Source organism: Streptomyces sp. NPDC002602 (assembly GCF_042889445.1).
Lineage (GTDB): Bacteria > Actinomycetota > Actinomycetes > Streptomycetales > Streptomycetaceae > Streptomyces.
On sequence record NZ_JBIAQX010000022.1, the window covers coordinates 76,271 to 97,108 of the forward strand.

Sequence of the window (20,838 nt, forward strand, 5' to 3'; positions counted from 1 at the left end):
GTTGTCCCAGGCCCGCTTGGGAGCGGCGATGCCGTCGGTGCGGCCGTAGCCGATGTGGAAGGCGGAGTGGTTCATGCCCTTCGCGTCCTCGCCCTCGTCGTAGAAGACGCCGAGGTCGGCCTTGCCGTCACCGTTGAAGTCGCCCGCGACCGCCTTGCTGCGCTCCCAGCTCCACGAACCGGTGGTGGTGTCGTTGTTGTCCCAGGCCCGCTTGGGAGCGGCGATGCCGTCGGTGCGGCCGTAGCCGATGTGGAAGGCGGAGTGGTTCATGCCCTTCGCGTCCTCGCCCTCGTTGTAGAAGACGCCGAGGTCGGCCTTGCCGTCACCGTTGAAGTCCCCGGCGACCGGCTTGCTGCGCTCCCAGTTCCACGAACCGGTGGTCTTGTCGTCGTTGTCCCAGGCCCGCTTGGGCCCGTGGATGCCGCCGTCGAAGGCGTAGAGGATGTGGAAGGCGGTGCGGTTCACGCCGCCGGCATCCTGCCCCTCGTTGTAGAGGACGCCGACGTCGGCCTTGCCGTCACCGTTGAAGTCCCCGGCGACCGGCTTGCTGCGCTCCCAGTTCCACGAACCGGTGGTCGCGTCGTCGTTGTCCCAGGCCTTCACCGGGGCGTTGAAGCCGTTGCCGTTGCTGGTGAACGTCCACAACGCGGTGATGTTCTTCCCGGTGGTGTTCTGGCCGTTGTTGTAGAGCACGCCCACGTCGGCCTTGCCGTCGCCGTTGAAGTCGCCGACGGTCAGCTTGCTGCGGTCGGCGTTCCAGGAGCCGGTGCTCGCGTTGTCGTTGTCCCAGGCCTTCACCGGGGCGTTGAAGCCGTTTCCGTTGCTGGTGAACTTCCACAACGCGGTGATGTTCTTCCCGGCGGCGTTCTGGCCGTTGTTGTAGAGGACGGCGATGTCATCCTTGCCGTCGCCGTCGAAGTCACCGGTCGTCGTGGCAGGGACCGCCTTGTTGGCGACGAAGAATCCCCGGGCGGCGGAGGCTTGACCGACCTGGCCTGCGGCGTTCTTCGCCCGGACCGTGATGGTGTGGGGGCCGTCGGACAGCTCGGCGGTGTCCACGGACACCGCGTAGCTGGTGGTGGAGGCATCGACATTGCCGACGGATTCACCATCGACGAAGAACTCCGCGCCGGTGGGGGTTCCCACGGTTTCGGACACCGAGGCGGTCAGCGCGATCTCGCCGGTGACGATCGCGGTGCTGGCGGGGCCGGTGACGGAGGCAACGGCGGGGGTCGCGTTCGGCTGGTTGCCGCCCGGTTCGGGGGTGACGGAGCCATCGACGATCTTGTCGTATCGGTAGGCCTTGTATCCGCTCGTCGGGTGGCCCGACAGCATTCTGGCGTTGAAGTCGCCCACGTAGCGCTGGGTGGGCACGCTGCGGCCGCTCTCGGAGTAGAAGTAGAACGTGCCGGCCGCCTGGTCCTTCCACCCCGCGAAGAGAATCACGTGCGTGTCGGTGTTGTTGAGCGCGTCACCAGGCTTCAGCTCGGAGCGGCTGATCTGCGTCGACACGTCGCGCAGGGACCAGGTGTTACGGCTCTCGGGCAGTTGCCAGGCCATCGAGATCAGGCCCGAGCAGTCCTGTCGGTAACGGCCGCCCGTCGCCGCGTCCGAGTACCAGCTGTACGGCGAATTCAGACCGTTCCTGCTGTAGGGAACCGCGTTGGCCGCCCAGTCCTTCGCCCGGTCGACCGCCTGCTGGCGGCTCACCTGTCCACCCGGGGCGGCGCCCTTGCCCAGGGTTCCGGTCCAGGTCGCGTCCTGCCAGTTGGACTGGATGGAGTCGGCGTGCGCCGTTCCCGTCACGAGGCTGACCGACGCGATCGCCGTGACCAGCAAAAGCGAGGCTGTGCGGATCGCTGTCTTGTTCGCAGGCATGGTAGTCCCCCAAAAGGTGATAGCCGAGAGAATTCGTGAGGCGTGTGAGGCCGGCGGTGCAGCGGCAGCGGCAGCGGCAGCGGCAGCGGCAGCGGCCGATCACACATCGGAGCGGTCGTCGACGGCTGCCCTGCAGGAACAGCGGTCACGCGATCCGATGTGCCACCCGGTGTTCCGTGCGGTGGCGAAACCAACTCTGTCCGCTCTCCGGCGGCCACGGAAGACAAGATCGCTGACCGGAAGAGGCCTGGGCCGCAAGCGTCCACACGGGGTGGCCCTTGAGAGCGGCCAACATGACCCGCCGTTTCGCGGCATTCCTCAGACGCGCAGGACTGCGCCGCATCCATTTCCACGACCTACAGCACTCGACCGGCCCCCTGTGGCTGGAACACGGCATCGACCTCGTCGTCGACCGCGACGACCCACCCGCCACGGCAGCCGTCCGCTGATATTGCCGTCAAACATCAATGGCCCCCTCCGCAACAGAGTTGTGGAGGGGGCCATTGATCGCGCAGCCGAGTGAAATCGACCACCAGTTCCATGCAGCCAGATCACGCCGACTCGAATCAGCGAACCGTAAGGACCGGCCAACTGGGCTACGAGAAGCGCGGGATATCCGCACCCCCGAGGGAATAGCCCAGTTCAATCCACCTCAGCATGCAGCCGGGAGGGCTAATCGACAGCAGAGTCGACTACCAGCCGAAAATTGGGAACCTCCTCGGCCCCTTTCAGGACCCTGCTCCCCAAAGCGGGCAGCGCTGCACGATTTGGCACCAAGCCACTAAGGCAGGAATTGCACCAGAATACCGACACCCCCGACTCGGCTCCCATGCCGTCGACGATGAAGATCAACCGGAGCTCCTTCATCCCGCAACTCGGGCAACTGCGAGACGGCACCACATCAGGATGCATGTACGCCTGCTCGTACTCGTGAACCCAGCTCGACAGCTCCGATCCCATGTTCACCTCAACCCACTCCCGATTGTTTCCCACCAATGGTCTTCGAAGCCTTGAGCAGCCGTCTCCCATGCATTTCCAGAATTATAGTCGTTCGGGTAACCCATTCCAGACCTGATTTGATCAACATGAAAGCGCTCATGCGCGAGTGTTCGCGCCAGCTGCTCCTCATTGCGGAAGGCGCTTCGCGTCAGAGTGATGACACTGTCGGGGGAAGTTGATCCGTAGTACCCCATGCGACTCTTGTCGATCTTCACCTTGATGTTCGAAATGTCAATCCCATACTTTTTGGCGATCTGACAAACGCAGTCCATCGTCATGGGAAGCTTCGGGCCAGAGCCTGCCGTATTTTTGTTCTGAAGTGCCGGCTCTACATCACCACAGTTGTGAACGAGGACGGGAGTGGCGCCCGCGAGCACATAGTACGTATGGAAGTCGTCGACGGTGAGGTTGTGCGTGGTGACGGCGTAGGGGTAGTTGCGCGTGGTCTTGACCGTGAGGGTGGCGCCGTCGGGCCGGCGGAGTTGTTCGCCGGGGGTGAGGTCGCCCGCATCGGTCCACTGGTGGCGGGTTTCGCTCCAGTAGGGGTGGTGACGGGTGGACGTGATCTGTTCCGGCGGGCCGCGGGGGGCCGCGTCGTCAGTGAGGGTGAGGTCGGTGAATTCCTTGTCGTCGGGGGTGGTGATGGTGGCAGTGACCTTCTTCGGACGGGTTTCGCCCGTCTGAGGGTCGGTGGCCATGACGATGTCGCCGACGCGGATGTCCTGGATGGCCTTGGCGGTGCCATCGGCCATGTGGACTTCGGTGCCGGTGGGGAAGCTGTTTGTCCTCGCGCAGGCGTCTGCGGCGGAGGACTCGGATCTGCCGGCGCCGACTTCGGCATCGGCTTTTTCGCCGACCGCGTGAGTTTCTGTGCCGGCCGCGTCGCTCGCCGTTTCCTTGCCGGCCTTCTCCGCTCCCGCCTTCGCTGCCTTGGCCTCCGCGTCCCGGGCCTCCTTGAACGCCTTTTTGGCTGTGCTGTAGGCCTCGGCGGCCTTGGCTGCGCCGCGTTCTGCTTCGTGGATCGCGTCGTAGGCCTTGTTGAGGCGTTTGTAGATCTGGAAGGCCTTGATGCCGACCTTCACGGCCTTGAAGAGCTTGCCCCAGGGGACGAAGTTGAGGGCCGTATTGATGCAGGCCATGACGTCGCCCTTGGTGAAGCAGTCGCGGGCGTCGTTGTAGCCGATCAGGTCGCCGACGACGTCGACGACTTCGTCGATGAGCTTGTCGCGCTTGGCCTTGGTCTCGGAGACCTTCTTCGTGGATTCCCTGAGTGGTTTGTCTGATGGGCCGCTGTCGCCGGAGTCGTGCTTGTCGCCGTAGTCCGAGTCGTACGTGGACCCTGTGTCAGTACCGTTGCTGCCCGAGCAGAACCCGAATCCGAAACAGCTCTCCAAGCCCGTCGCGTCGGACTTGTTGACCGGGTTGTTCTCGGAGTAGGCGTATGCGTTCCACTGCTGCGGGTTGGCCGCGTTGATGATCGGGTCGGGGCTCACGAACCGCCCGGTGGCGGGGTCGTATTCGCGTGCTCCGAGGAGGGTGAAGCCGGTGGATTTCTCCTTGGTGCCGCCGACGAAGCCCTTGTCTCCGGCCCAGACGCCGGGGGCGGGCTGGGTGCCGCGTTCGTTGCCGAAGGGGTCGGCGTGGCGACGGATGTGAGTGAGGTCCGCGGCATTGAACTGGACGCCGCCGGTGCCGTGGTGGTCGGAGCTCTGGTAGGTGAACGTGGACGCGCCGGCGGTGGTGGTTCGGGTGATGGAGAGCCCGCCGGGGGCCGCGTAGGTGCGGACGTCGGAGACCTTGCCGGTGACGGTGTCCAGGGTGATCTGGTCGCTGCCGATGTTGAGGGTCGTGCTGGTGGGGTCGCGGCGGATGAGTTGGTTGCCGCCGGTGTCGTAGAGGTAGCTGGTGCCGGCGCTCTCACCGGTACCGACGATCTTGTCGAGTTTGCCCTGGCCGTTCCAGGTCAAGGACTTGGTGCCCGGGGTGCTGGTGACAGCGGCGGTGTTTCCGGCGGCGTCGTAGGTGTAGGAGGTGACCTTCGTGCCCGCGGTGCCGGTTTCCGTGGAGGTCATCAGTGCGTGCGGGCCGCCCGTGCCGCCGCCCGTCTTCGGGTCGGAGGACGGGGTGTTGGGGCCGGTACCGAAGGTCTGGGTGACCGTCGTGTCCTTGGCCGCCTTGCCGGTGACGTCCTTCTTGACCAGCTTCTTGCGGTTGCCGAGGTTGTCGTAGGTGTATTGCTGCCAGTACGGAGCCGGGCCACCCACGCTGGGCTTGCCCGTGCCGTCGACGGCGGGGCCGGTGCTGTTGGCGCAGCCGCCGATGCCGCGGACGCTGGGCTGGGGGGCGGTGGTCTGGGTACCGGTGTCGGTCCAGGCCTGGGTCAGCCGGCCCAGGTAATCGTGCGTGAAGCACTGCAGGTCACGGGTGGCGCCGTCCTGGGTGTCACCGATCGAGGTGAGCTGACCGGCCCGGTCGTAGGTGTAGTCCAGGACGTCGACGCTCGCGGTCGGGGCGTTCTGCTTGTCCAGGATGGAACGCACCGGACGGCCTGTGCCGGCGTCGTAGTCGACCGTCGCGACGACCTGTGCACCGGTGTCGCCGACGGTCGTGCGTATCGCCCGCCCGTAAGGGTCGTAGCGCATGTCCACGACGTACGGGGTTCGGATGGAGCCGATCTTGCCACCGAGTGAGGTGAAGCTGCCCGCGATGTTGTTTCCGAAGCTCAGGGTTTCGACGCCCAGTCCGGCCTTGGGGACGTCGGGCAGGTCGGTCGTCTGGAGCTGACCGTAGGCATCGTAGGTGTGTGTCGTGGTGTAGGTGCCGGCCAGTTGCTTCTCGGCCGCCGGGATGGTGACTTTGGTGCCGCGCGGACGGTAGCCGCCGTCGTAGCCCGTGACTTCCGTACGGTAGGCGCTGCCCGATGTGCCGCCCACGTAGCGGGTGGTGGCGTCGGGCTTGCCCAGGGCCTTGGCATCGTAGGTGAACGCGCCGACCTGCTTGGCCGGGTCGACGGCCGTGCCCTCGTAGGTCGCGACCGTGCGGCCGAGGAGGTCGGCGAGGGTGGTGGCGCTCTTCCCTCGGGCGTCCGTGGTCGTGGTGAGGTTCCGACTGTCGTCGTAGACAGTGGTGGCGGTACCCGAGTCCGGGTCCGTGGTCTTCACCTGACGGCCGAGCAGGTCGTAGGTGAAGGTCCATTCGTTACCGGCGGAGTCCTTCCGCGACAGCTCCTGGCCCTGGGTGTTGGAGACGTACGTCGTCTCGTCGTAGGCGCCGGTGGGCGTGTTCGCCTTGTACTGGCGCAGCACCGAGGTGAGGCCGTTGGTCACGGTCGCCGAGGCGAAGCCGCCGGCCGGCGGGGTGGTGCGGACCTCGTCCGCGCCCGGGTACTCGGTCTTGGAGCGGGACTGCTCCACGCCGTACGACTGGAAGATCGACGCCGTCGTGCGGCCGAGGCCGTCGAAGACCTGGACGGTCTGGGACGGGATCTTGCTGTCGGGCTGGACCCCGCCGTTGAGCAGGAACACCGCCGCGGAAGGCGAGCCGTCGTTCGTGTAGTAGGCGGCGCTGGTCTTGACCTGCCAGCCGTGCGAGTCGAACAGCGCGTCCGTGATCATCCTGCCGGCGACGCCCGATGGGGTGTCGGCCTGGGTCTGACGAATCCGGCCGAGACCGTCGTAGATGGAGTAGCTGGAGGTGTAGCCGTCGTTGTTCATGAGCGCCTGGCTCAGAACGGAGGACGGGGCGTTCGTGCCGTTCATCGCGTACGAGAACCTGCGCACCGGCAAGGCGGATTGGGCCCGCTCCTGGCCCGGTTGCCAGATGGCCACGACGCGGCCGAGGGCGTCGTAGTCGCGTTCGGCGACGTGGTTGTTCTCGTCGGTGGTCTTGAGCGGCTGCGAGCGGCCGAGGTCGAGGGTGGTGACCGACTTCCAGCCCAGCGGGTTGGTGTGGGTGACCGTGTTCGGCAGGGTGCCGGTGGCCGGGGAGTACGCGGTCGTGGTGACGGCGCCGCCGGGGTGGGTGGCGTCGGTGCGGACCTTGTTGGTGTTGCTGGTGACGCGGCCGTAGGCGTCGTAGGTGGAAGTGGAGTTGAGGCGGTAGACGGGCTTGCCGGCCGTGTCGTACTTCTCGAGGATCTCGGTGCCGGTGCCGTCGGCGGTCACGCCGACCTTGCCGTGGGCGAGGTTGTCGAAGTAGGAGCGGGTGTCGCCGATCGTGTTCGCCGCGGTCGGGGTCTGCCCGCACGCGCCGGACAGGACGAGCGTGCGGGAGGCGACTTCGGCGACCGCGCCGTCGGGGCCGGTGGGGTACTCGAAGGTGGTGCACAGACGCTGGTCCGTGCGGGAGACGTCGCCCTGGTCGTCGACCTGGACCGGGCGGGTGGTGAGCGTGTTGTCGTACGTCGACGAGCGCTCGGCCGTGCGCCAGGTGCCGTTGGCGAGCTTCGCTCGCGTGGCGACCTTGCCGGTGTTCAACGCGCGGGCCGTGATCGCGGGCATTCCACCGGCCTGGGCGCGGGTCGCGGTGACCGGGCCGATCCACGGGGTGGTGACCTCGTCGGAGACGACCACACCGCCGTCACGGTCGTAGGTCTGGTTCTGGCGGACGAAGCCGGAGAGGACCCCCTCGTCCTTGATGTTGCCGCCTTGCGCGTCCGCGACGGTGACGCTGCGCTTGCTGCCGTTGGCGAGGACGTCACCGTCCATGCCACGCAGGTAGGTGGTGACGCTCTTGGTCCGGGGAGCCTCGGTGGCGTTGCCGTTGCCCGTACGGGTGGTGACCGTGGCGAAGCCGCGGAACTGGTCCCACGTACGCGTCTTGGGGTCGGTGAACTCCGAGTCGTTGCGGTGCCACGCGATGCCGCCGCCGTACTCGTAGTCGGTGACCGTGGCGACTTGGCCGGCCACCATGTCCTGCTGGGTGACCGACTGTACGACGACCTTGTTGAACCAGTCGTTGACGGGGTCCGGGTAGGACTGGCCGGGCAGGTACCACTTGACCGGCATGCAGGCCATCGTGTTGCCGTCCTCCGAGGACGGCATGGTTCCCTTCAGACGCGAGCACTCGGGCGCCTTGTAGGCGACGTTGATCAGGCCACCGGTCTCGGTGGTGATCGTCTGGATCCGCGGGCGTCGGTAGCCGGGGGCTGAGGCGTTCGTTCCGTCCGGGCGTTTGACGGTGCCATCCACGCGGTTGGGGATCTGTACCGCCTGGAAGGAGACGGCGGGCATCTTGATCGCCGTCTTGCCGTTCGAACCGGTCCGCGTGATCTTGTCGAGCCACAGGGACGGGGAGGTGCCGTCACCCGGGTCCTGGAAGGAGTGGGTGAAGTCGTAGGCGTCGACCTCGATCCACCCGGTGCCGGACCACACCTCGGTGTAGATCCTGGTGAACTTCTTCGTGGTGAAGTAGGTCGGCGACAGGTTCAGGCACTGCCCGGTGGCCTGGCATTCCTGGTCGATCGGGGTGTCGGGCCAGGACTTCGCGTTCGCCTTGACCCGCTGGGCCGGATCACAGGTGATCGCCCCACCGGCGACGCAGCGCTCGGCGTTCTTGATCGTGATCTGGGCGGCAGGTGTGGCCGTGCCCTTCGCGGCGATCTGCTCGGGCAGGCGCTGACCGTAGCCGATCCAGGTCGGGTATGAACCACGCTGGTACTTCGTGGACGTGCCGGTGCCGTTGTTCTGACCGCCGCCACGTCCGTAGTGGTTGTCCTCCTGCTCGTAGCGGTAGGACACGAGGTTCTGGTGCGGGTCCACGACATAGTCGAGGTTCCACTGCCAACCCAGCTGCTGCCAAGTGCCGTTCGCCGGTGTGGAGGCGCCGAAGCACTTGTCCTGACCGCTGTTGAAGTACACCGGGACCGTGGAGACCGACTTGGCCTCCGGGTCCGTACCGTCACCGCCCGGCAGGCGGTTGGAGCCGAAGTAGTACTGGGTTCCGTCGCTCGTGGTGACCTTGAAACCCTCACCCTTCCACGCCGTGTTGCGCTGCCCGGTCAGGCGCTCGACCTTCGTCCCGTCCTCGCCCTGGAGGTGGTACAGGCACGTCGCGTCGTCACGGACGATCTGACCCGCGTGACCCGCCAGACTCAACGACAGGATGTCGCCCGCCCAGCATTCGTCACCCGACTCCGCGATTCCCGCGTCCTTGCACCCCTTGTAGGACCGGGAGATCGCGCCCGGGCTCCAGTCCCAGCCCTCGCCGAAACCGCTCGCCTGGGCGTTCGTCGACGCGGTCCTGCCGTCGATGGACGAGGAGTCGTAGCCCAAGCCCAATTCCGGGCCGGGGCCGGCGATGGAGGAGGGGACTTCGACGGTGTAGCCGTAGGTGAAGTTCGCGGCGTTCGCGCCCGCCTGCCAGGAAGCGGAAGGCAGCAGCGGCGCGGCGGTGAAGTCACCGCTCGCCCCCGAGGGGCCCGGCTCCACCGCAAGGGCCACGGCCTGGGGCGCCAGCACCCGAGGCTCCGCCTCGGGCGCCGACCGGGCACGCGGTGCGGACTTCAGCGAACTCGAAGTGTTCGCGGTCGCCTTGGGGACGTCGACCTCGACGATCAGACGGCCCGAGGCATCCCGGTGCGAGGCGACGGGAGTACGGGTCGTACAGCCCGCCGCACCCGGATTGGTCAGTGCGCAGTCGGGCAGCCGCACCACCCGCGCGCGGTCGCCCCAGTTCGCACCGGTCGTCTTCGACCATGCGGAGAGGTCGAATCCGACTTGTACCTTGCCCGATGCCGCGGATCCCCGCGCGTCGGTGAGCGCGACGAGCGCGCCCGCGACACCAGCCGCGCGCGTTTTCGCCTCGTCCTTCACCTCCACCCGCAGCGAACCCTCAGCGCCGCTGGTTCCGGAAGGGGACGTCGCGGGCTCGGAGGGCTTCGACGAAGAGCCCTTGCCCGTACCCGCGGAAAGCCATACCGGTAACTCACCGGCTCGAACGAGGTCTGCTTCAGCGGTAGTTCGTGACGTGTCGGCCGAGGCGAACGGGACGGTCGCCGACCCGGTCGGAGCCTTCGCCTTCGCGTCCGGCTTCCACGGCTTGCCGGCCGGTGCTTTGGCGGCGGCAGGTTTGGCGTTCGAGCCCTTGACCGGCTTGGTCTGCGGTAGCGCCGTTTTCGGTGGTACCCACACCTTCGGCGGCTTCGCCGCCGCTTCGGCCGCGGGCAAGCCCAGGCCCGAGATGAGCACCGCGAGCACGGCGACCATCGCGATTCGTGGTCGCTTCGCGCGCACGCGCGATAACGAACCGCCCTGACGAGACAACAAAATCCCCCCACGGGAAATAGATGAGAAAGGTTCGGATCTTTCGGATTCAGGACCGATCGCCCCTGAACAAGGGGAGATCCGTTCCGGCAGGATTTCCTTGCGTTTTCCCACCCGATGGATCTCACGCGACGGGCCAGGATTGCGGTCATTTGATGGATCACTGGCATCGGACGGCCGAACACGTCTGACTGAACGTTTCCGGCCGGAGAGGGCCTGATGCGTTGAATTCAGGCCCTCTCGGCCACGTCGTGAGGCGCCACCCCCTCAACGAGAGGTGCGACCTTCCTGGTTACAGGTACCAGCTCTGGGTCGGGTGGTTGGGGTCGGGGGCGTGCGACCACTGCTGGGCCGGGGCGCCATCCGCCTTGCTGGAGTCTCCGATTTCCAGGGTCTTGCCGCTATTGACGTTGGTGATGTTCAGATTGCCGGTGGTACCGATGGACTGGATGGTCCATTGTTGGGACGCGATGCCCCCACAGGTCCACTGCTGGGCGCGAGCACCGTTTTCGGAGCCGGAGTTGCTGATCTCCAGGCACTTTCCGCTGTTGGCGTTGACGATCTCGTACACGCCCTCGGTGGTGGTGGCCCGGAATTTCCATTTGGCTCCGGCCTGTCCCAGGCAGGCCCATTGCTGCGCCACCGCTCCATTGTCCTTGCCGGAGTTGTCGATCTCCAGACAGGAACGACTGTTGGCGTTGTGGAGCAGGCCGCCGGCAGGCAGCGTGGGCGCCTTGCCGTTGTCGGGCACAGGGGTGGGGGCGGACAGCGCCGCAGTGCCGAGGCTGGTGGTGGTCCAGCGCTGGGCGTCGATGTCGCGGCAGTCCCACAACTGCAGTTGGGTCTTGTTCGTGAGGACGTTGTTGGGACGGTCCAAGCAGCGCTGGGCGTTGAGGTTGAGGTAGCCGCCGCCGGCGAGGGCCTGCCACTGCTGGTTGGGGGTGCCCTTACAGGTCATGAGCTGGATGAGGGTCCCGTTGGCGGTGCCGCTGTTGGCGGCCTCGACGCACTTGCCCAGGACTCGGAGGGTTCCGTCGTCACGCGGGCCGAACTGTTGCGCGGCGGTCTGGTTGCAGGTGTAGATCTGGATCTTGGTGCTGTCTGCGGCCTGTCCGTCCTCGGTGTCCATGCACGTGGTGGCGGCGCTGGCGACGGTGACGGGGCTGGTCGCGTCGGGGGCCGTGACGGAAGCCGCGTACGGGTAGACGGCGAGGTTGCCGACACCTCCGTACAAGCCTTGGCCCATTGGATTGGGAGCGCCCTTGGCCTGGTAGCGGCCGAAGACGAGGGGCCCGCTCGGTGCGGGGCTGTTGGCCTTGTTGTGTTGCCCGGAGCCGACCAGTACGCCGTTCGCGTAGAGGCTCATCCTCCCTGTGATCGCGTCGTAGACGGCCGTGAGTCGCGTCCAGACGTCGGGATTGACACGGGCTTGGGCGTTGATGACGTCCGTGTTGTCGTACTGCCAGCCGGAGGCACCTTTCGTCGGGTTGGTGAGGGCGAAGCGCCAGGTGCTGCCGTCGGGGTCGGGGTAGAGGAGGAAGTCGCTGCGCTGGGTGCTGGTGTTGTCCTGGCTGACGATCACGCCACCCGCGCCCGAGGCCTTCGCCCAGGTACTGATGGTGAAACTCTTGCGGGTGTCGATCACCGACGCACTGGTGACGAGCGTCGACTGCGGGCCGTTGAAGGCCGCGTAGTCGACGCGGCGTCCGTCGATGATTCCCGTCGGCCAGCTGAGGTTGGACGCGGAGGCGGGGTAGGAACCCACCTCGCTGACCACGGTGCCGTCGGCGGTCTGGCCGGTCAGTGACCATGCCGCCGTCGGCCTGTGCAGGTTGCCTTGGGGCGTCATGGCCGTGGCGAGGGCGGTGACATCGGGGTGCGGGCTCTGCGCGGTGAGTGCGGGCCCGATGCCGTTCCAGGAAGCGAGCCGCTGGTTGGTGTCCACGGCCCACAGGTCCGGGATGCCGTCGCCGGTGAGGTCACCGTCGGAGCCGACGCGTGGGAAGCGTGCGGGATCGATGGTGGCCAGGGCAGTGCCCTGGGCGGGGTTCGTGAACCCGCTCAGATCGGGGGCCTGCGGTGTCCCCTTGACCGGGAGGACGCGTATGGTGCCGTCGGACTTCGAGCGGGCCCACAACGTCGGGAGGTCGGTCTTCTTGGCGCGGCCCGGGGTGATCAACTCATAGCCGTCCCAGTTCTGGTCATTGGCGGAGAGCAGGATCGCCCGGGGATCGAACTGATCGGGAAAACCCGCCTGGCCCAACCACAGCCGCCCGTTCTCCACGAAGAGCATGCTGGAGCGGTGAAGGTTGTACAGGCCGGAGCCGGCCTGGATGGCGGAGTCGCCGTTCAGGGCGCCGAAGGCCGCGATCTGGGTGACCTTCGACCAGTCGGATCCGTAGCCGTACTCGGAACACGGCAGGCTGGTGGAACCGTCCGACGCGACGCAACTGGTCGGCTTGCTCACCACGACGCGGCCTTGGCCGTCGAACCGTCCGCTCTTGGCGTCGTTGGGATAGAGGTAGAGCCTGGCGTCGCCGGGCTGGTGGGCGATCAGATCATCGACGTTCTTGTAGCCGAGACTGCCCCGGTGCGTGACCTGGGTGTTCGTCCAGCCGTTCCCGGACGGCGACGATTTGAAGGCGGCCCGGGGGTCGGTGTCGTCGGCCGTCTTGAAGGGTGCGCCGGGAGCGGTGTTGGGGTCGGTGCCGCCGCCGATCCGACGTAGATCGCCTGCCGAGTCGGGCAGCAGGACGTCCGGGAAGTTGTCACCGCTGACGTCGCCGAAGACGGGCTTGGTGGGATTGTTCGGGTTGGACGGTGCGTAGTAGCCGTATGCGGCGGGCTGGGACAGGTTGCCCGCGTCGTCCTGCGTCTGTAGGTAGAGGAAGTTCGTGCCCCACTGCGCGGGTGTGACCTTGATGTCGGCCGTGCCGTTGGTGAGCTTGACGATGCCCGCCGAGGTGTCGGTGCACTTCCAGCCGGTCGCGGCGGCCTTGACCGGGTCGGCGGTCCAGCGGGCGCAGGCCAACCCCGAGGAACGGCCACCGCCGACGGGGCTGGGATCGGTCCCGGTGAGGGTGATCGTGCCGGCTTCCCCGGCGTACTTGAGCGGTTTGGCGTTGAGCGTCCCCGCGGCCGGGAAGTCCGTGGACACCACTGCGGCGGTGGGCGGCGTGCGATCGACCTGGAAGAAGCAGGGGCTGGTGACGTCACTGGTCAGCGTGTCGTCCGTGGTCTGTGCCTGCCAGCCGTAGCGATGACCGTCGGCCAGGCTGCCGGCATTGATGGTGACGTCGCCACTGGATGCCCATCCGGTGGAGAAGTTCGAGGTGCTGTTGCCGTTGTCGTTGTCCCAGAGCTTGAACTTGGTGCTGAGGGTCTCGCCGGTGGGCGAGTTGGCGTTCACGGTGAGTGCGGTGTCGGTGTTGGCGCCGAGCCAGCCGGGGCTGCCCAACGGGCTGCAGGGGGCGTAGCTGTCGGTACTCGCGAATCCGGGCGCCGGCCCCGTGCGGGGATTGCTCACGGTGGGCTTGATGTCGTACGTGATGACGAGGTGCGGGGCTTCGCCGTTCTTGGAGTTGAAGCGCTGGCGGTAGTACTTGTTGTACTCGTCGTCAGGTGCAAAGCCGAAGGTGAAGTTGGGCCAGCCGTTGGCTACGGCCGTCCGGATGGTGTCGCGGACCCCGTAGTCGATCTCGCCGGTACCCGATACCCACAGCTTGCCGATGTTACGACAGCCCGCCATGACGGAATCCACGCCGCACGGTTGCCGGTTCCAGCTGGTCGGATCGCTGATGGAACCCGTGTCATACAGGCTCAGAGGTGTCGGGGTGGACGGGCTGGAGGAGGCGATGATGGTCGCCTTCAACCGGGCTTCCAACACCACCGCCGCCCGGTTGCGCAGGAAACTCTCGATGCCGACCTGAAAGTAGGCCCGGGTGCGCCCCTCCTGGCACGGGGGCGCGCTCGTGATGTAGCCGCAGTAGCCAGTCGCCGGCGCGTCCTGGCCGTACTGCGTTCCGTTGTACTCGTTGGTGGTCGGGTACCCCTCCTGGACCTGGGCCCAAGCCTGTACGCCGTTGCTGTCCGTTGACGGGTTCCAGCCCGGGTCGATGTACCAGGGGCCGGTGCCCTGACCGAGCACCCGGGTATCGGGGACCAAGTCGATTCCGCCCTCGGCGACGCTCGCGGCCACCTTGGCGACGGTCGCCCCGGCCCCGGGTCCATCCGAGGTGGATCCCCTGGTCGGCTCGTCGGCGGACACGGCCTGGGTGGGGAGGCCGGCCGGAGGCTTCTCGGAGGCGGCTCGCACGGCGGAGTCCCACATCACCGGGTCGGGGGCGGTGAACCGGGTTTTCCCGTTGGCGTCTGCGGCCCTGAGGTTACCCGCCGTGTCCGCACTCACCGTCAACCCGTCGGCCACCACATCGAGATGCAGCTTCTTGACAGTGGGGTTCGCCGCGGCCTGCGCGGTGCGCACCACCAGAACCTGACGCCAGCCACCGAGCGTCGTGGCGGTCAGTTCCAGATCGACATCGGGCAGAACGTTCCTGTACAGGGCGCTGTCGCCGTCCAGTTGGGGCTTGGGCAGCGTGAACGGCGCTTTGATGGCCAGTTTCTTGCCGTCGCCCGTGACCATGATTGCCATCGGCCCGTCACCGCCACCGGAGAACGCCAACTTCGACGGCACGGCAGTCGGTGTGACCGTGCCGTCGGAGTTGGTGCGCAGGGTGGCGTCGATGGCTCGCCAGGCGCCGTCGACCTTCTGCACTCGCTGCGGAGCGATCGAGGCGTCGGTGCTGAGCGTACCGTCGGGGTTGGCGACGGTCTGTGAAGTCGCCGTGGTCAGAAAGCCTACGACGATCGGCTTGCCCGTGCTCTTGGCTTGGGTTCGTGCCGTATCGAGCGCCGCTTCGTCTGCCGTCGGGGTCTTGGGTGGTGAGGCGGGCCAGCTCTCGTCGGCGGGCCCGAAGGTCCGGTGGTCGCTGACGGCGGCCGCGGTCGGCACCCCAAGGAATCCAAGGCCCAATGACAGTACGGCGACGCCGGTAATCGGACGTAACCATGTCCGAAAGACATGCTCGTGTGGCGAGGCCTCCGGCCTCGATAGCCACAAAAGGGAAGCTGCTCTCCTCAAGGCGGAAGTCCTCGCTGTGAACTGGAAATGGAGCAAGATCGGGCTCACAGTTCCCTCACAGGGACGGGATTGTCAATGACCCAGGCAGGCCGATCACCACATTTGGCCGTTTTGGCGCGTGAACCCCCACGCTGTAGATCGCCGTGCGATCGAGGCTCGAGGGGGTTTCTCGTTGGATGTGCAGCCGGGGACTCGTAAATGGACGAGGAGCAATGGGGACCGACATCCGACTCCATGGACGAAGGAAACCGGCACCCGACGATTGCATTCCGGTTCCACTTCTGGCGACCTCGGGCAGAGCACGCTCGCGACCGAGCCTCACCGGATTCCGGGCGAGGATTGCGGTCCACGTCGCGAGGGAGAACCGGCGAGGAGCCTGGGGTGTTGGCATCTGACCGCAGGCAACTGACCGCAGACATCTGACCTCGGGCAACTGACCGCAGGCATCGACCTGGCAAGCCGGGAGGCAGGTGGCCGCCGCCCCTCGCCGAGCGGAGCTCACACCGCACCGGTGAATTCCCATGGCCGTAATCGAAGCTGCGCCCGGGACAGGCGACATGACGCCGACAATCCCACCAAAGCAGCATGGCAAAACTATCAGCTTCTCGGAGCGTGACTCGGTGCCACCTTACGAGAATCCCACGCGGAGGGCCGTGCGAACGCATTCCGCTTGGTCGAATTTCAGGTGGAGCAACTGCCGCTACGGCGCACGGGTTATGGCCAGGTCGGCCGATAAGGGCCACATAATTCACTGCCCGAAGTCTTGTGCTCGCAAAGCCAACACCCATCTCATCGCCCCCGGCGATTTCCCAATACTGCTGGTCACAACGAGATGATCTTGGCGTGACTGATGTGATCACAGTGGCTGAGCCGTCCCACGAACCTGACGATGCGCCAACTCGTTCCGCCGCGGTCGGAGAGGCCCGGCCCCAAGCCGTCGTCCAGCCCTGTGTGGTCCATCTGCTGCGGACGTCGTTCCGCTACGCGGGCCGCCGGAACCGGGACAAGATCGCCGAGGCCCTCAAGCCCGTCTCCACCGACCCGACTGAGGCGCATCCGCCGGGCCGTCCGGGCCCGAGGCCACTTTCCCTCCGAGAACGCCACCCCGCAGTACGTCTGACTCACGGTGATGCCCCTCCACCCGGCAGGTGCCGGCACCGGCACCGGCCGCAAACGCTGGACGACCCGCTCTGGAAGCGAGCCCGCCAGGCCTCGACGAGAAGGGCTCGTACGTCGCCGCGCAGGGTGCCGGTGTCGGCGAGCTCGGGTGCGTCCACGGCGACCGTGGAAATCAAGGCGACGGTCGTCTCCGGCCTGGTCAGTTGACCGCACCGACCCGGTTATCGGCTCGACTCGGGGATCGGCTCGACTCGGTGGCGGCGGTTAGGCTGAGGCAGTGAACCGCACCGATCGCCTGTATGCGCTGGTCGAGGAGCTACGAGCGATAGCGCCCCGGCCGCGCAGTGCTCCGTGGCTGGCACGGCGGTTCGAGGTCAGCGTGCGCACACTGGAGCGGGATCTCGAAGCGTTGCGGCAGTCGGGCCTGCCGATCCGCAGTGACTCCGGCCGGGCTGGTGGATACAGCCTGGACCGGGACCGTACGCTGCCGCCCGTGACCCTCAGCGCCACTGAGGCCCTCGCCGTCAGCGTCGCACTTCGCACAGCGGCGTCCACGCCGTTCGCGGCAGCCGCACACCGCGCCGGTCAGAAGGTGCTGGCAGTGCTGCCCGCCGACGTGCGACAGCGGGAGGAGGCGCTCGCGCGGCTGGTGTACCGGGTCGGGGACCACGCGCCCGGCCAGAGCGCCAAGTTGAGCGAGATCATCGTCGAGGCAGTGGTCTCCGGGCATGTCCTGCACCTCACCTACACCGACCGGGCCGGCGCGGCGACAACACGCGACGTCGAGCCGTTGGGCCTCCTGTGGGGACCCAGTGGCTGGTATCTGACGGCGTGGTGCCGGGTGCGGTCGGCGGTCCGCGGCTTCCAGCTCGACCGGATCACCTCGTTGGAACTGTCGGACGAACGAGTGGCCTCCCGGGAACCGCAGTGGAAGGCCGAGTTGAAGCGCTTGGATGCCGAACCCTTCGCTCTGTGACCTGAAACACCGACAGGACGGTGTCGCGAGGGGCCGCAATGCTGTTCACCATGGACAACGAGAAGCGCATGATCACGTGGTGCCGCATGTGGAACGAGGACCCCTCTCTGGCGTACGGCCTGATGTCCGACGATTGCCTGCAGTGGTCGGATCACGGAGCCAGTCTGGACACGGTGGTCGGCCCGCACGAGCAGGAACAGTTCGTCATCGGGTACCGCGCGCGCCACGTGAACGTCTTCAGCCCGCGAGTACTCGTCGACGCCGGTGACCGATTCGCCTACCTGTGGGATGTGAGGAAGCCCGACGGTCAGGTACTGACCGGCATCGACGTCAACGTTCTCGCGGACGACCGCATACGGGAGAACTGGACGTTCGTGGCGGAGCGGCGTTGTGAGCGATCCGATCCAGAACCCGATGCGGCCCCTCCGACCGACCCTGCCACGATCGAGGACCTGTGCCACCGCTGGGTTCGACTTCGCAACGGCCGGGCCGAGCCGGCCGCTGACGTGGTGACGGACGACTTCGACCTGTTCTCGGGCGCCGGACCGGGTGGTGACGCGCACGGCCCCTCCGAGTTGGCCGACCTGATCGAGCGACAGGCCAAGGCCGACGACCTGCCCGCCATCACGATCCACCGGCAGCCCGTCGTCGACCCCGCGCGAAGGTACGCAGCGTTTCTCTGGACGGCCGAAACCAGGGCTGACGGTACCTCTGTCGGCGGCGTCGACCTCCTGACAGTGCGCTCCGGCCGGTTCGCACGTGCGTGGTCCCTGACGGGGGCTCGTCCGTTCCGGTACTGAAGCCCGTGCCCCACGCCACCTGGTGGACGCGATATCGGCGGACGCGTCTGTGTGTCGGGTCGGCATCCACGCCTACGGTGCCGAAACGTTCGCCTGCCGGTGGCGCACCCAAGAACCTGCCTGGATCCGCGACGATGACGACACCCGGTGCCTACAGCCAGCGGCGCACCGTGCGGGTCAGGACCGGGGGAAGGAGATCTCTGGCCAGCCGGCGGGCCAGCGGGCCCCGCCGGGGCGGGGTGCGCCGCGACGGTACCGCCGCGGGGGCAGGAACCGGCTCCGGGACCGGGCCGGGGTCCGCCGCCTCGTGGCGGGAGCGGGGGTGGGGCGGGGGGACCGCCTTCCGGCCGGTGATCCGGATCAGGGGTGCGCCGGCAACCTCCTCCACCCCGTGCCACAGATCCTCGCGGCCCGCCAGGAACACGGCCAGTTCCGTGCGCAGCGTGTCGGGGTGGTCCCACGTCGCGTACATCTTGTGCTGGGTGATGCACAGGACGTGCAACCGCCGCGCGTCCACGGCTCCCCAGACGGCCGCCGCGACGCCCGGGCAGTGTTCCGCCCTGAAGTCGTCGAAGACGACGACCGCTCCGGGGGCGGCCAGCAGCCGCGAGGTCTCCACGTCCGCGTGCACGTGCGCGTACAGGTGCGAGGCGTCCACGTGGACGAAACGACAGGAGGCGGGCCGGACACGGTCGGGGAGGACCGCCGTCACCGCCTGCACCACCGTGGGCAACTCATCGTGGAATGCCCGGTAGTTGGCCTCGAACGCCCGGCGCGTCAGGGTGGCGTACGAGCGTCGCATCTCGTCGTCGTTGCTGTCGTCCTCGGCCGGGGAATCGAAGAGGTCGCAGACCGTGAACTCCTCTCCCTCCTTGAGGTATCCGCCGAGGAAGATGGCGCTCTTGCCCAGATAGGCGCCGAGTTCCAGGAGGTCCCCGCCACCCGACGGGTCGGCGTTCTGGCGGCTCAGGAACCAATCGAAGAGGATCTGATCGGCCGGCCAGAACCATCCCTTCACCTCGTCCAAACGCGCGGGCGCAGGCAGGTTCGGCGGCTCTTCGGACTGCGCAAGCGGTGCGGTCATGGAGTGGACATCCCCGGGAGCGAAGTGGATCGGTCTGTCCGGCGAGGATGCGGGTTCCAGGTGACGGCGCGGCGAACGACCGTCGGCCGTGCGGCGGCACGCGGACGCACTCTGTCGGTACACCGGGCGGCCCCGCGCCGCCCGGGGCGGGACTCGTCGGCGGCCATGGGGTGGGTGGCCCCGCCGGCTCCGCCGCCGCGTCGGGTGGAGCCCGTCTCCGTCCGTGGGCGGCTCGGCTCGTGGGAGGTTCCGGGCCCTTGGTGGTCGGGGTGCGCGGCGACTCCCCCGCTCGGGTGGCGCCCCCGCCTCGACGGGTCGACGGCATTCCCACCGTCCGCCGAAAGCCCGGCCCGGACACCACCGTGCTGAGGGCGACGGCTTGATCTCACCGCTTCTGGCGTGCCTTGTCGATGAGCTCGTTGCAACTGCCCTGGTCACCTTGCGCGCGGGTCACCGTGACGTCAGCCACGGGGCGCGCCCCGGATGGGTAGTCCTCAAACGAAAGGCGCCACAGGTCCCGTCCCTTGCCCTGCGTTTCCGCGTCGCTGAAGGACATGTCCACCACGGTGGAGCGCAACATGCTGTCCGTGGCTCGGTCGACATCGACCGCGGTGATCGTGTACGCGCTCAGCGCCTGACTCTCGCCACCGACATCGATCTTCTCCGCATGCCACTTCCCGTTGCTCATCAAAGCCCGACGCGTGAAGAGGGCACGGCTGTCACCGTTGCGGTCGCGGAACTGCACCGTGACCCACAGCTGATGGCCCTGTGCCAATTGGCCCTTCCCGCCGAACGACGGCAGGCAGCGAGGCACCGCGCTCCCTTCCTCCAGGGAAGTGATGACGATCGCGTCTCTCGCCACCCACCAGTTGGCAGCACCGATCAGGGCGCCGATCACAACGACGGCCGCGCCGAGGGTAACCCAGAACCCTACGCGCGACCTCCCGTCCCACACATCGCGGAGGTTCCTCCAAGCCTGACGCCACGCCTCGGCTTGCAGCGACCAGAACCTCGGTGCTGGAGTCATCCGTCCCCTCCCATGGGTCCACTCGGAGAAAGCCCTTCGGCTTGGCCTGGGCAGGGCGAGTGCCGGGTCGCGGTGTCGGCCGTCTTGCCGCCCTGAACGGTGCGGAATTCTCCTGTGCCGGGCCGAAACCCACCCCACCCGCTGTCTCACTGGTAGCGACAGTAGCCACACAGAGCGTCGCCGTGCAGGAAAAACCCGAACGTGGCCGACCCCACCGCGTCCCGCACGGCCGGAGAAAGCCCGCAGAGTCCGGACCGTCTCCGTAGGGGCTGAAGACCCCACGCGCATCTCATGTCTCCACTTGGGCGGTCATCGCCGGCCGAGCCTGGACCCGCTGCACCCACTCCTGATCCGCTCGACGTCCCCGGCATCGGCCTCAGGTGATCGATGATTCCGCCGCCGACTTCGATACCGCGAACAGCGGGGCGAGTTGACGCACCGTCACGATCGTGCGCCGGTAAGACGCCATTTCGTTTGGTGTGATCTTGCGGCAGTCTGGTGTGGTGACGACTGGGCTTGTGCAGCGGATGGTGCCGGACGGCTTGTGGGAGTT

The 20,838-nt window shown here is 67.2% G+C and carries 9 protein-coding genes and 2 pseudogenes; 5 read left to right on the forward strand and 6 right to left on the reverse strand.

The window, feature by feature from the left end; all coding sequences use genetic code 11:
* A partial coding sequence (locus ACFYW3_RS35235; RefSeq protein WP_389388500.1) for an FG-GAP-like repeat-containing protein occupies window positions 1-1,878 on the reverse strand: 1,878 nt, incomplete at its 3' end.
* A 293-nt stretch (window positions 1,879-2,171) separates the two neighbouring features.
* On the opposite strand from ACFYW3_RS35235, the gene ACFYW3_RS35240 reads away from it, so the two are divergent.
* Window positions 2,172-2,327, forward strand: coding sequence for a hypothetical protein (locus ACFYW3_RS35240; RefSeq protein WP_351759660.1), 156 nt, complete (start codon window positions 2,172-2,174; stop codon window positions 2,325-2,327).
* A 513-nt stretch (window positions 2,328-2,840) separates the two neighbouring features.
* Here the strand turns inward: ACFYW3_RS35240 and ACFYW3_RS35245 are convergent.
* Window positions 2,841-9,695, reverse strand: a complete 6,855-nt coding sequence (locus ACFYW3_RS35245) for a polymorphic toxin-type HINT domain-containing protein (RefSeq protein WP_389388501.1) — start codon at window positions 9,693-9,695, stop codon at window positions 2,841-2,843.
* Between the two features lie 148 nt (window positions 9,696-9,843).
* Here ACFYW3_RS35245 and ACFYW3_RS35250 point away from each other — a divergent pair, with 148 nt between their 5' ends.
* Entirely contained in the window at window positions 9,844-10,131 is a 288-nt protein-coding gene (locus ACFYW3_RS35250) for a hypothetical protein (protein WP_351759666.1), read from the forward strand.
* 300 nt (window positions 10,132-10,431) lie between these two features.
* On the opposite strand, the gene ACFYW3_RS35255 is transcribed toward ACFYW3_RS35250, so the two are convergent.
* Window positions 10,432-15,150: an RICIN domain-containing protein gene (locus tag ACFYW3_RS35255; RefSeq protein ID WP_389388502.1), complete on the reverse strand. Its 4,719-nt coding sequence runs from the start codon at window positions 15,148-15,150 to the stop codon at window positions 10,432-10,434.
* A 1,056-nt stretch (window positions 15,151-16,206) separates the two neighbouring features.
* On the opposite strand from ACFYW3_RS35255, the pseudogene ACFYW3_RS35260 reads away from it, so the two are divergent.
* From ACFYW3_RS35260 to ACFYW3_RS35270, 3 genes and pseudogenes are all read left to right on the forward strand, one after another.
* A pseudogene (locus tag ACFYW3_RS35260) lies at window positions 16,207-16,329 on the forward strand (transposase); the annotation flags it as partial.
* A gap of 346 nt (window positions 16,330-16,675) precedes the next feature.
* Window positions 16,676-17,374: a helix-turn-helix transcriptional regulator gene (locus ACFYW3_RS35265; RefSeq protein ID WP_389388503.1), complete on the forward strand. Its 699-nt coding sequence runs from the start codon at window positions 16,676-16,678 to the stop codon at window positions 17,372-17,374.
* 38 nt (window positions 17,375-17,412) lie between these two features.
* Complete coding sequence (locus tag ACFYW3_RS35270; RefSeq protein WP_351759675.1) at window positions 17,413-18,174, forward strand: hypothetical protein; 762 nt, start codon at window positions 17,413-17,415, stop codon at window positions 18,172-18,174.
* Between the two features lie 151 nt (window positions 18,175-18,325).
* Here the strand turns inward: ACFYW3_RS35270 and ACFYW3_RS35275 are convergent, their stop codons facing one another.
* The 3 genes and pseudogenes from ACFYW3_RS35275 to ACFYW3_RS35285 form a co-directional block, all read right to left on the reverse strand.
* Window positions 18,326-19,258, reverse strand: a complete 933-nt coding sequence (locus ACFYW3_RS35275) for a class I SAM-dependent methyltransferase (protein ID WP_389388504.1) — start codon at window positions 19,256-19,258, stop codon at window positions 18,326-18,328.
* Window positions 19,259-19,643: 385 nt separating this feature from the next.
* A complete protein-coding gene (locus ACFYW3_RS35280) occupies window positions 19,644-20,285 on the reverse strand; it encodes a hypothetical protein (protein ID WP_389388505.1) in 642 nt (213 codons plus the stop codon).
* Between the two features lie 368 nt (window positions 20,286-20,653).
* Window positions 20,654-20,754: pseudogene (locus ACFYW3_RS35285) on the reverse strand (IS5/IS1182 family transposase); the annotation flags it as partial.
* Window positions 20,755-20,838 lie beyond the last annotated feature (84 nt).

What these genes read in the sequence shown, in the direction of transcription:
- ACFYW3_RS35240 (WP_351759660.1), top strand. Translation starts at nt 2,172, where the DNA reads ATGACCCGCCGTTTCGCGGCATTCCTCAGACGCGCAGGACTGCGCCGC.
- ACFYW3_RS35270 (WP_351759675.1), top strand. Translation starts at nt 17,413, where the DNA reads ATGCTGTTCACCATGGACAACGAGAAGCGCATGATCACGTGGTGCCGC.
- ACFYW3_RS35275 (WP_389388504.1), bottom strand. Translation starts at nt 19,258, where the DNA reads ATGACCGCACCGCTTGCGCAGTCCGAAGAGCCGCCGAACCTGCCTGCG.
- ACFYW3_RS35280 (WP_389388505.1), bottom strand. Translation starts at nt 20,285, where the DNA reads ATGACTCCAGCACCGAGGTTCTGGTCGCTGCAAGCCGAGGCGTGGCGT.